Source organism: Vibrio sp. 1S139 (assembly GCF_041439475.1).
Classification (GTDB): Bacteria; Pseudomonadota; Gammaproteobacteria; order Enterobacterales; family Vibrionaceae; genus Vibrio; species Vibrio crassostreae_C.
This window is the reverse complement of sequence record NZ_JBGOOD010000017.1, coordinates 66667-77590: the sequence shown is the minus strand read 5'-3', so window position 1 is coordinate 77590 and position 10924 is coordinate 66667. Positions and strand designations below refer to the sequence as shown.

General features: G+C 44.8%; 13 protein-coding genes. 3 read left to right on the top strand and 10 right to left on the bottom strand.

Annotated features, from left to right (window positions below):
* Positions 1-158: 158 nt before the first annotated feature.
* The 3 genes from mltC to mutY form a co-directional block, all read right to left on the bottom strand.
* Positions 159-1292, bottom strand: a complete 1134-nt coding sequence (gene mltC, locus ACED46_RS08295; RefSeq protein WP_017063191.1) for a membrane-bound lytic murein transglycosylase MltC — start codon at positions 1290-1292, stop codon at positions 159-161.
* A 69-nt stretch (positions 1293-1361) separates the two neighbouring features.
* Entirely contained in the window at positions 1362-1634 is a 273-nt protein-coding gene (locus ACED46_RS08290) for an oxidative damage protection protein (RefSeq protein WP_010435637.1), read from the bottom strand.
* Between the two features lie 28 nt (positions 1635-1662).
* Complete coding sequence (gene mutY / locus ACED46_RS08285; protein WP_065584120.1) at positions 1663-2724, bottom strand: A/G-specific adenine glycosylase; 1062 nt, start codon at positions 2722-2724, stop codon at positions 1663-1665.
* A 165-nt stretch (positions 2725-2889) separates the two neighbouring features.
* Between mutY and trmB the strand changes: the two genes are divergently transcribed.
* Together trmB and glsB are read left to right on the top strand one after the other, a co-directional pair.
* Positions 2890-3609, top strand: coding sequence for a tRNA (guanosine(46)-N7)-methyltransferase TrmB (trmB, locus tag ACED46_RS08280; protein WP_017062250.1), 720 nt, complete (start codon positions 2890-2892; stop codon positions 3607-3609).
* Between the two features lie 349 nt (positions 3610-3958).
* Positions 3959-4879 carry a glutaminase B gene (gene glsB / locus ACED46_RS08275; RefSeq protein WP_371721234.1) on the top strand — a complete coding sequence of 307 codons (921 nt, stop codon included), beginning with the start codon at positions 3959-3961 and terminating at the stop codon, positions 4877-4879.
* 138 nt (positions 4880-5017) lie between these two features.
* Here glsB and hemW read toward each other — a convergent pair whose 3' ends face one another.
* The 7 genes from hemW to ACED46_RS08240 all read right to left on the bottom strand — a co-directional run bounded on the left by hemW (position 5018) and on the right by ACED46_RS08240 (position 9849).
* Positions 5018-6205: a radical SAM family heme chaperone HemW gene (gene hemW, locus ACED46_RS08270; protein ID WP_371721233.1), complete on the bottom strand. Its 1188-nt coding sequence runs from the start codon at positions 6203-6205 to the stop codon at positions 5018-5020.
* Positions 6205-6804 carry an XTP/dITP diphosphatase gene (locus ACED46_RS08265; protein WP_017062247.1) on the bottom strand — a complete coding sequence of 200 codons (600 nt, stop codon included), beginning with the start codon at positions 6802-6804 and terminating at the stop codon, positions 6205-6207. Before ACED46_RS08265 ends, hemW begins: the two co-directional genes overlap by 1 nt.
* A 48-nt stretch (positions 6805-6852) precedes the next feature.
* Positions 6853-7284, bottom strand: a complete 432-nt coding sequence (locus ACED46_RS08260; protein WP_017062246.1) for a DUF4426 domain-containing protein — start codon at positions 7282-7284, stop codon at positions 6853-6855.
* Between the two features lie 28 nt (positions 7285-7312).
* Positions 7313-7603: a DUF167 family protein YggU gene (gene yggU, locus ACED46_RS08255; protein ID WP_102427900.1), complete on the bottom strand. Its 291-nt coding sequence runs from the start codon at positions 7601-7603 to the stop codon at positions 7313-7315.
* Between the two features lie 29 nt (positions 7604-7632).
* Entirely contained in the window at positions 7633-8190 is a 558-nt protein-coding gene (locus ACED46_RS08250) for a YggT family protein (protein ID WP_371721232.1), read from the bottom strand.
* A 57-nt stretch (positions 8191-8247) separates the two neighbouring features.
* On the bottom strand, positions 8248-9066 hold the full coding sequence (proC, locus tag ACED46_RS08245) for a pyrroline-5-carboxylate reductase (protein WP_108209503.1): 819 nt from the start codon (positions 9064-9066) through the stop codon (positions 8248-8250).
* 78 nt (positions 9067-9144) lie between these two features.
* Positions 9145-9849 carry a YggS family pyridoxal phosphate-dependent enzyme gene (locus ACED46_RS08240; protein ID WP_017062243.1) on the bottom strand — a complete coding sequence of 235 codons (705 nt, stop codon included), beginning with the start codon at positions 9847-9849 and terminating at the stop codon, positions 9145-9147.
* 26 nt (positions 9850-9875) lie between these two features.
* Between ACED46_RS08240 and ACED46_RS08235 the strand changes: the two genes are divergently transcribed.
* A complete protein-coding gene (locus tag ACED46_RS08235; protein ID WP_017062242.1) occupies positions 9876-10913 on the top strand; it encodes a type IV pilus twitching motility protein PilT in 1038 nt (345 codons plus the stop codon).
* Positions 10914-10924 lie beyond the last annotated feature (11 nt).

The following is a 10924-nucleotide window of genomic DNA, read 5'->3' as shown; positions in this document are numbered from 1 at the left end:
AACCACCGACACGAGGATTTTCAATCCTCTGCTCTACCGACTGAGCTATCCGGGCAACGGAGCGCTATTAAACGGATTTTCTGCATAACCGTCAACTCCTTTTTTGAAAATAATTAAAAAAACCGTTCGTTCGTTGTTTTTTTATTCAAAAGTGAGGGTTATGTTTTACCTTGGTTAAATTCTTTTTTGAATTGCGTTACTTTTTCGAGGTATCGGCGCGACTCTTTATTTGGATGCTTCTTGGTAAGCGCCCAGTAGGCTTGGCTCGGTTGCAGCGAGTTTAAGTCTTGCATTGCTCGCTTTCTGTCCTTACTGAAGGTATTGAGTACGCCACCAGTACCGCCGTTATAGGCTGAAATCATACTGTATTCAAGCGTTAATGGGTTTTTTACGTCTTTCAAATAACGATTTTTAAGGATGTAAAAGTATGCGGTGCCAGCATCAATGTTGTTTTCTGGATTGAATAAGTACTCAGGGCTTGGTTCACCAGGTTTCTTTTTGACGTGTTCAAATACATCTCGACCAGCGGTTTTAGGTACCACCTGCATAAGACCATAAGCATTAGCCCAGCTTACGGCGTACGGGTTGAAGCTACTCTCTGTCTTGATGATAGCGTAGATTAAATCTTCAGGGATGTCATAACGCTGAGACGCTCGTCGAACGATGTCGGCATATTGATAACTACGCTGGCTAGCGTGGTCGGCCACCATTGGGATTTCAACGTAGTAGGCTTTTTTAAAGTCGACTTCTTTGGTTTTTAGGTTATTCGCGATCAGGTAATCCGCAAACTGGTTCGCTCGCCAAGTCCATTGAATGGGCTTTTTTTCTTGGTCTACGACCTGATTATAGAGGAAAGGTTTGCCTTCTAGCTTGATGCTTTTAGAAGAGAATAGATCGACATGCGCCGGATCATCTGGCGTCAAAAGGGTCGTCATGATCGCATTTTTGAGGTGTTTTTTCGGTTCGGTAGAGGAAACCGTTTCCACCGTTATCAGGCCTTGGCTAAAATTCACTTCTGAACGACTTAAGTAATTATCTATGTATTTCACATAGTTACTCTTACCTGCTATCTTGATTTCACTGCTACCCCAACGTTTTTGAATGTTGCCTGAAAAGCTATCTATTAATGAATCTAGCGCCCCGGTATCTTTTTCAAATTGTCCGGGTAGCTCAGCTAAATTCTTCACAAACCGGTTGGTTGGCTCGTAATTGACATCATAAATGCTTTCGACAAATTCACGGCTGCAGCCAGTTAATAACATGGCTGTTAGGAAGTAACTTAGCTTTTTCATAGTTCCTCATACAAAAATGACATCGCAGCGTTAACCATGATGTCATTAAAAATTGCTTAAATAAATGTCTTATTCGCTTGGTGGAGTATAGCCATCAATTACGACATCTTTACCTTCAAAAAGGAAGTTAACCATCTCAGTTTCAAGAAGTTTACGATGCTCAGGATCCATCATGTTTAGCTTCTTTTCATTGATAAGCATAGTTTGCTTGCTTTGCCATTGTCCCCAAGCTTCTTTAGACACGTTGTCAAAGATACGCTTACCTAAGTCACCTGGGTAAAGTTGAAAATCTAGGCCTTCAGCATCTTTTTGAAGGCGAGCACAAAATACAGTGCGGCTCATAGTGGTTCCTCTTATCGCGTTCGTTGATTCAAACGTCGTCGTTCAGTTCAAAGGGTAGGCTCTCAATAAGCTGCTTTACAGGAGCGGCTAGGCCAATTTCTTCCGGTTTTGATAAGTTATACCAGAGACCTTTAGCCCCTTCCATTATCAAATCTGGTTGTTTATCTAATTTCACTAATACTGGCGTGATATCTAAGTGGTAGTGGCTGAAAGTGTGTCTAAACGCAATCATGGTCTTGATCGAATTGGTTTGAGTGTCTTTGATCGAACGAAGATCTAGTTGATGTTCGATCTCTGCGTTTTCATTTTGAGGGAAACAAAACAATCCGCCCCAGATACCAGATTGAGGGCGCTGTTCGAGCCACACTTGGTTGTCGTGATACAGAATCACAAACCATGTGTCTTTTACTGGCTTTTCTTTCTTAGGTTTTTTGCCAGGGAAGTCGAGCTGTCTATCGAGCTTCTTGGCCTCACACATGCTTTCAATCGGGCACAAGGTGCACTTAGGCTTGCTACGGGTACAAACCATGGCACCCATGTCCATCATTGCTTGGTTGTACTTATCGACATCTTTGTTCGGAGTATGTGCTTCGGCGTGTTCCCAAAGCTGGTTTTCGACTTTCTTTTGCCCCGGCCAACCTTCAACGGCAAAACTTCTCGCAAGCGTTCGTTTTACATTGCCATCAAGAATCGCATGAGGAAGTTTATGAACCGATGATAAGACGGCTGCTGCTGTTGAGCGACCAATCCCCGGTAGCGCGTTCATCTCTTCGATAGACAGCGGAAATTCACCACCATATTGCTCAGCAACGATCTTGGCTGCTTTATGTAGATTGCGAGCTCGTGCGTAATAACCAAGCCCTGTCCATAAGTGGAGTACCTCATCTTGTTCGGCGTTCGCTAGGTCGATAACCGTTGGAAAGCGTTCTAAGAAGCGTTGGTAGTATGGAATCACCGTAGCAACCTGAGTCTGCTGAAGCATGATTTCAGATAGCCAAACGGTGTAGGCGGTTTTGTTTTGTTGCCAAGGCAATTCTTTACGCCCGTAGGCGTCATACCACTTTAATATGGCGGTTGCGAAAGGAGTCACGACATGCTCTATGCTTTGCTATTATTAGAAGCGAAATTGCACCACACTTAACGTTGGATGTAAAACAGACAAATTGTGTGGGAATTTATCCACGGAAAGACTTGCACCGGAGGCAATTCTTTGGATAATCCCCGCTTTGATTAATCAATGTGCAGGCAAAAATCAATGAGTGAAGTGACCACTAACGAATATACTGAAGACGGCAAACTGGTTCGTAAGATCCGTAGCTTTGTTCGCCGCGAAGGCCGCTTAACAAAAGGCCAAGAGAACGCGATGAATGAATGTTGGCCAACAATGGGTATCGACTACAACCCAGAGCTTCTTAACTGGAAAGAAGTATTTGGCAACGATAACCCGGTTGTACTAGAGATTGGCTTCGGTATGGGTGCATCACTGGTTGAAATGGCAAAGAACGCACCTGAGAAAAACTTCTTAGGTATTGAAGTTCATAGCCCGGGTGTTGGTGCGTGTTTAGGTACAGCTCGCGATGCTGGCGTAACTAACCTGCGTGTAATGTGTCACGATGCTGTAGAAGTATTTGAACACATGATCCCAGATAGCAGCCTGCATACTCTGCAACTGTTCTTCCCTGACCCATGGCACAAAGCTCGTCACCATAAACGTCGTATCGTTAAGGCTGAGTTTGCAGAGATGGTTCGCGGCAAGCTTCAACTTGATACTGGTGTTTTCCACATGGCAACAGACTGGGAAAACTACGCAGAACATATGATTGAAGTGATGAACGTAGCTCCAGGCTTCGAAAACATCGCTGAAGATGGTGATTACATCCCTCGTCCGGATGAGCGCCCGCTAACTAAGTTTGAAGCTCGTGGCCACCGTTTAGGTCATGGTGTTTGGGACATTAAGTTCAAGCGTACTAAGTAACTTCGAATCAAATTAAGTGAAGGGTAATCCGACTTAGGGTTTAACCCCTACACTTTATGGGATTGATTAAAGCCAACATTATTGTAATGTTGGCTTTTTTGTCCTTAGGCTTTTATTTCAGTAAAGGCTTAACGACAGAAAGTAATACCAATCACAGTAAGTAAGTGATCAGAAATAGCGTAGGAAAAAGGCTTGAGAACAAGGCAGCATTTTTCGATAAGTAGTTACTCTACAATCAAAAATTCTAACGCAGTTATCGAGCATTTTAACAAGCTAGAGTGAGCAGTTATTTACTACGATTGGTATATGTTACACCCCTACAAAAATAACAATATAGAAGTAAGCGCACATGAAACCAACTCAAGCTATTTTGGCCGAGATCTTAGACGAAGTTCGTCCTTTAATTGGACAGGGAAAGGTCGCTGATTATATCCCTGCACTGGCTCGCGTATCGAACCAGAAACTGGCGATCGCGGTATACACCAATGAAGGTGAGGTGATTAAAGCAGGCGATGCTGAAGAAGCATTTTCTGTGCAATCTATTTCTAAAGCCTTGAGCCTGACGCTAGCTATGGTGCTATATAAGCCTGAAGAGATTTGGCAAAGAGTAGGCAAAGAGCCTTCTGGTCAAGCCTTTAACTCGATGATTCAGCTTGAGATGGAGTATGGTATTCCCCGCAACCCGTTCATCAATGCGGGGGCAATTGTCGTTGCAGACCTACTACAAAGCCGCTTGTCTGCGCCTAGGCACCGCTTGTTAGAGTTTGTGCGTCAGTTATCGGGTGATACTCATATTGTGTATGACAAGGTGGTAGCGGCTTCAGAAATGATGCACAGCGATCGTAATGCTGCCATTGCTTATTTGATGCGTTCATTTGGTAATTTTGAGAATGATGTTATCCCAGTTCTGAATAACTACTTCCACGCTTGTGCGCTTAAAATGACGTGTGTGGATTTGGTAAAAACCTTTAGCTATTTAGCAAACAAAGGCGTGTCGGTTCAAACCAAGAAAGAGATCATCACGCCAGTTCAAACCAAGCAGTTGAATGCTTTGCTTGCGACGTGTGGCTTGTACGATGGGGCTGGTGAGTTTGCCTACCGTGTTGGTATGCCAGGAAAATCGGGCGTTGGTGGCGGTATTATTGCTATCGTTCCTGGCGAAATGACGATTGCGGTGTGGTCTCCAGAGCTTGATCCTTCTGGCAACTCGCTCGCAGGTACTAAGGCTCTAGAGTTGCTTTCAGAGCGAATTGGTCGTTCTATTTTCTAAGAGAAAGATTCGAGCACGGACGTTGTCCTATAGAACGCTTCGCTCCGAGAGAGGGCTATAAAACAAAAAGGGTTGACCCTAAAGCCAACCCTTACGCAATGCTTCTCGAATCTCGAATCTCGAATCTCGAATCTCGAACTACTCGTCTTCTTCTGCCATAAAGGCTTCTAACAGATCATTGAGAAACAGCTTTCCTTTTTCAGTGATCTGCCAGTGAGTGTCGGTTTCCTTCAAGCAGCCTAGCTCTTTTGCCCATTCAATCGTTTTTTGAATCGAGTCAAAACCAAGCCCTGTCGTATCAATGAAATCCTGCTTTGGACATGCTTCCATTAACCTAAAGCGGTTCATGAAAAATTCAAAAGGGCGGTCTTCATTCGGCACTTCAAATTCATCTGATAGATAAGGTTTTACCATGTTTTGGTACGCAGCTAGATAGCCTCTAGGGTGCTTAACCTTAGTGGTACGAACAATGCGTCCATCTGTAAAGCTCAGCTTGCCATGAGAGCCACAGCCAATACCTAGATAGTCACCAAAGCGCCAGTAGTTGAGGTTATGTTGGCACTGATATCCCGGCTTGCTGTAGCCTGAAATTTCGTACTGCACATACCCTGCGTCTGCGAGCTTCTTATGGCCTAGGTCGAAGATATCCCAAAGGTCATCATCATCAGGCAGCGTTGGTGTTTTGTAATAGAACATGGTGTTAGGTTCTATTGTTAGCTGATACCAAGATAAGTGCGGAGGGTCGAGTTCTATCGCTTTATCCAAATCAGCCAACGCTTGTTCAATACTCTGTTCGGGTAAGCCGTGCATTAAGTCTAAATTGAAACTATTCAATCCAATCTTATGCGCTAAATGAGCAGCATTTACCGCTTCATCTTGACCATGAATACGCCCAAGTCTTTCCAGTTTCTCTTGCTCAAAACTTTGCACACCCACCGAGATTCGAGTAATGCCTGCCTTTTGGTAACCTGCAAAACGCTCAGCTTCGATAGTTCCCGGGTTGGCTTCCATGGTGATTTCTATTTCAGGTTTGAACGGGATGCGCTGTTCAATGCCTTGTAACAATCGGCCAATTCCTTCAGGAGAAAACAGGCTTGGGGTACCGCCACCAATAAAGATCGAATGCAGTGGGCGAGGCATACCATTGAGCTGATATTTTTCGATATCAGTATCGAGATCTTCAAGCAGTGCATCGATGTACTCTTTTTCAGGGATCTCGGCTTTCAGAGCGTGAGAGTTAAAATCACAATACGGACACTTTTGTACACACCATGGGATGTGTACATAGAGGCTAAGTGCGGGTGGTATTAGCGCTGCATTGTGCATTACAGAGCTTGCTCCTTGAGAGTCTTGAATAGTGACGCAAGCGCTTTACCACGGTGTGACAGTTGCTTCTTACGCGAAGATTCAAGCTCTGCTGAGGCGCAGTTATCTTCTGGTACAAAGAACACAGGATCGTAGCCAAAGCCATTCTCACCGTGTTCTTCAGTAAGAATACGACCTTCCCATTTACCGTGACACACTAGAGGTGTTGGATCATTCTCGTGACGCATTAGCACCAACACACAGTGGAAACGCGCAGTACGCTTTTCAGTTTCGACACCTTGCATCGCATCTAATAGTTTTTTGATGTTCTGCTTATCGGTTGCCCCTTCACCTGAGTAACGCGCTGAATAGATACCTGGCGCACCATTTAAGTAATCAACCTCTAAACCTGAGTCGTCAGCAATGGCTGGCAGCCCTGTTTCTTTCGCTGCGTGGCGAGCTTTGATGATGGCATTTTCAATGAAAGTCGTTCCTGTTTCAGCGACTTCTGAAACGTTAAATTCACTTTGCGCGACAACGTCAAAACCAAACTCAGACAGAATATCTGCCATCTCGCGAACTTTACCTTGGTTGCCTGTTGCTAAAACAATCTTACTCATGGGAATGTAGCTCTAAATAAGTTAATAAATGAAAAGTAAGGTTTGAGCTTACTCTTCTATATAGAATTTCTGTGTGAAACGCAGTGGACCAGTGCCTTTTAGGCCTGCGTTCACATCGATGTCGAAGGTGATGTTTTCTTCGTGAGTTACGGGGAACTCAGCAAGGTAATAAATCGCATCGCCTTCTTTGATTTCTCGAAACTTCAAAGTACGGGTGTTTCCAACGAGGTTCTTCGCTGTTCCCGTAATTTTAGCCGTTGTCGCAGGCTTGCCTAGAGAAGCCTTGTCTAACACGCTGATGTTGAGGATTGCTGAGTATCCATTTCGCTTAAGTTTGTATTGCTTAGCGACTTGCGAAGTTAAGAACGTGGAATTAAAAGCCGAGTAATGAACCTCGACATCCTTAATGTTCTTAAATTGCCCTGCTGAGCTTGGTAAGGCAACAAGAGCGGTGAGTAGTGCTGTTATCCATAAACGCATAATGACTCCAATAAATAGCAAAAAGCCATCATAGGATGGCTTTGACTTCAGTTGGGATTTGGCTTGGCGAGCATATTCGAACTTGCTTGTGCCGACCGAGATCTCCCTTTTCTATCTTAATTTGCCCTTTTGCGACCTTAAACTGTTTCGCAAGGTATTTCGCTAAGTGGGCGTTGGCTTTGCCATCTACTGGTGGAGCAGTTATGGCAATTTTGAGTTCCTCACCATGCAAGCCAACAATCTTGTCTCGGCTTGCCTTGGGTTGGATATAGAGCCGAAGAAGAATATCGTCTTCTTCGGCCCAAACCGCTTTTGGCATCGTCAAAGTACCTGATGTTCGTACTTGAATTATAGCTGATACCAAATAGGACCAATCATGTCGCCCATTAGGAAGTTCGCAAACTGTAGAACAATGAACAGAACCAGCACACTTAGATCGAAGCCACCCATATCCGGTAGGATACGGCGGATAGGCATTAGCATTGGCTCAGTCAGTTGATGGAACACGTACTCGATTGGGCTACGGCCTTGGCTAACCCAGCTAAGGATTGCACGGATTAGCAGAACCCAGAAGATCAAACCACCCGCCGCTTTTAGCAAAGATAGTGCACCAAAGATCAGGAAGCTGATATCGAACACAGCTGCGCCGCCAGAGATAATCAGGTTGAGAGCAACGAACTTAAGCACACACAGCACATAAGCAAAAATAACCGTCGCAAGATCTAGGCTGCCGATTGATGGAATAACTCGGCGCAGTGGGGCAACAACTGGTCGTGTCGCTTTTACGATGAATTGTGAGAATGGGTTGTAGAAATCTGCACGTGATGCTTGTAGCCAGATACGCAAGATCACAACCATGATGTAAAGATCAAAAACGGTCGAGATCAGAAAGCTCATCGAGTTCATATTGTTTCCTTTTTCGGATTTACTTGCCGCTTAGATATAACCCGAGCGACAAAATGCTTAAAACAGTTTTTCCATCTCTTCAGCTCGAGCGACCGCCGCTTGCATGGCTTTGGCTACGATGTCTGATAGTTGATGTTCATTGAACGTGCGCAATGCTTCTGCAGTTGTTCCGCCTTTTGAAGTCACTTGTTCACGCAGTGTCGATAATTCAGTATTTGGATTCGCTACCACCATCTCTGCCGCGCCTAATGCAGACTGCTGCACTAATTTACGAGCGGTTTCTTGGTCGAAGCCTTGGTTGATTGCCTCAACTTGCATCGCTTCCATAAACAGGAAGAAGTAAGCTGGAGCACTCCCCGCCGCCGCAATGATGTTGTTGATACCAGATTCTTGTTCAACCCAGCTCACTTCACCTACAGCTTGCATCAGCTGAGATGCAAAGTCTTTATCATTTTGGCTGACCGTTGAATCGGCATAAAGACCGCTCATTCCTTTACCTAGCAGTGATGGCGTGTTTGGCATCACACGAACAAGGTTCAGTTGGCAGTTTAACATCTCATTGAGTCGATTCGCATTAATACCCGCAGCAATGGAGATAACCAGTTTGTTGCTAAAGTCGATGCTTTGTAAGGGTTTACATACATCAGCCATCATCTGTGGTTTCACTGATAACACAACAACGTCTGCTTTTTCAGCTGCGGCAATATTATCGCTGGTGGTATTGATGCCGTATTCTTGTTCTAACGGCAGCCTTCTGGTTTCTGAAGGTGCTGTCGCAGTAATCTTTTGCGCTGGGTAACCACTAGCAACTAAGCCAGCTACAATTGAGCGAACCATGTTTCCCGCCCCAATAAAGGCGATGTTCTTATGTACCATATATAAAATCCTGAGCGTGTCGCTGCGCGGATAAGGCGAAGCGGTATCAATACTTGTACTTGTCGTTACTTACTACGGCTATTTCGCGTAATCACGAGCGCCGAAAATAGCTGTTCCAATACGAACCATTGTGCTGCCAGCCTCAACTGCTGCATCCATATCACCACTCATCCCCATCGAAAGGGTATCAATGTCTGAATACTTCGCGGCTAGCTTGTCTTTAAGCTCTGCCAGTTGAGAAAATGCATTAAGCTGAGATTGATAGTCAGATACGTTTGCAGGAATCGACATCAATCCTCTTAAGGTGAGGTTGGGGAGCGATGAAATCAACTCCGCGAGTGCAAAAACTGTCTCTTCTGAGGTTCCAGATTTGGACTCTTCACCACTGGTGTTTACCTGAATCAACACTTGCAAAGGTGGAAGTTCGCTTGGTCGTTGATCATTAAGCCTTTGTGCGATCTTATCGCGATCGACGGAATGCACCCATTGAAAGCTTTCCGCGATTGGGCGGGTTTTATTGGATTGAATTGGGCCAATAAAATGCCACTCTAAATTTAGGTTAGAATGTTGTTCTGAAAAGTGTTTTACTTTATCGACACCTTCTTGAACATAGTTTTCACCAAAGGCAACTTGGCCTCCGAGTGCGGCTTCTAGAATCGCATCAATAGGTTTAGTTTTGCTGACGGCTAAAAGTTGCACGGACTCTGGAGCTCGTCCGCACTTTTGCTCAGCACTACGAATCTGTGAGGTGATTTGTTCGATATTTTGTTGAATACTACTCATAGCTGACTTTACTTAAGGGAAAATAAATGGATATCACTGAGTTACTAGATTTTAGTGTAAAGCATAACGCGTCAGATCTACATCTTTCTGCGGGTGTATCTCCAATGGTACGTATAGATGGTGAAGTAAGGAAGCTTGGAATCCCAGCTTTGAGTCATGCTGATGTGCATCGTTTGGTTTTTGAGATCATGAGCGATTCACAACGCGGCGAGTTTGAAGAAAAACTGGAAGTCGACTTCTCTTTTGAATTACCCAATGTTGGTCGCTTTCGTGTTAATGCGTTTAACCAAGCCCGTGGCTGCTCAGCTGTCTTTCGAACTATCCCTGTCGAAATCCCGACTTTAGATCAGTTAGGTGCACCTGAGATCTTCGAAAGGATTGCTAACTACGAAAAAGGGTTAGTGCTCGTCACTGGTCCAACTGGCTCTGGTAAATCAACGACTCTTGCGGCGATGGTTGATTACGTAAATCGCAACCACAATAAGCATATTCTGACGATTGAAGACCCGATTGAATTCGTTCACACCAATAATAAATGCCTAGTCAACCAGCGTGAAGTTCACCGTGATACTCACAGTTTTAAAGCGGCACTGCGCAGTGCCTTACGTGAAGACCCAGACGTGATTCTGGTTGGTGAACTTCGTGACCAAGAGACGATTAGCTTAGCGTTAACCGCAGCAGAAACGGGTCACTTGGTCTTTGGTACTCTGCACACCAGTTCTGCGGCTAAAACGATCGACCGTATTATCGATGTGTTCCCAGGTAGCGATAAAGATATGGTTCGTTCGATGTTGTCTGAATCACTGCGCTCGGTGATAGCCCAGAAGCTGCTAAAGCGTGTTGGTGGTGGTCGTGTGGCGTGTCATGAAATCATGATGGCAACACCTGCGATCAGAAACTTGATTCGTGAAGATAAGGTTGCGCAGATGTACTCGATCATTCAAACGGGCGCAGCGCACGGCATGCAGACCATGGAACAAAATGCGAAGCAGCTGATGGCGCAGGGCTTGGTTGATTCGGAAGAGGTCGAGAAAAAGATCGAAATTGAAACCTCAATGTTTTAATTAAGGTGTAC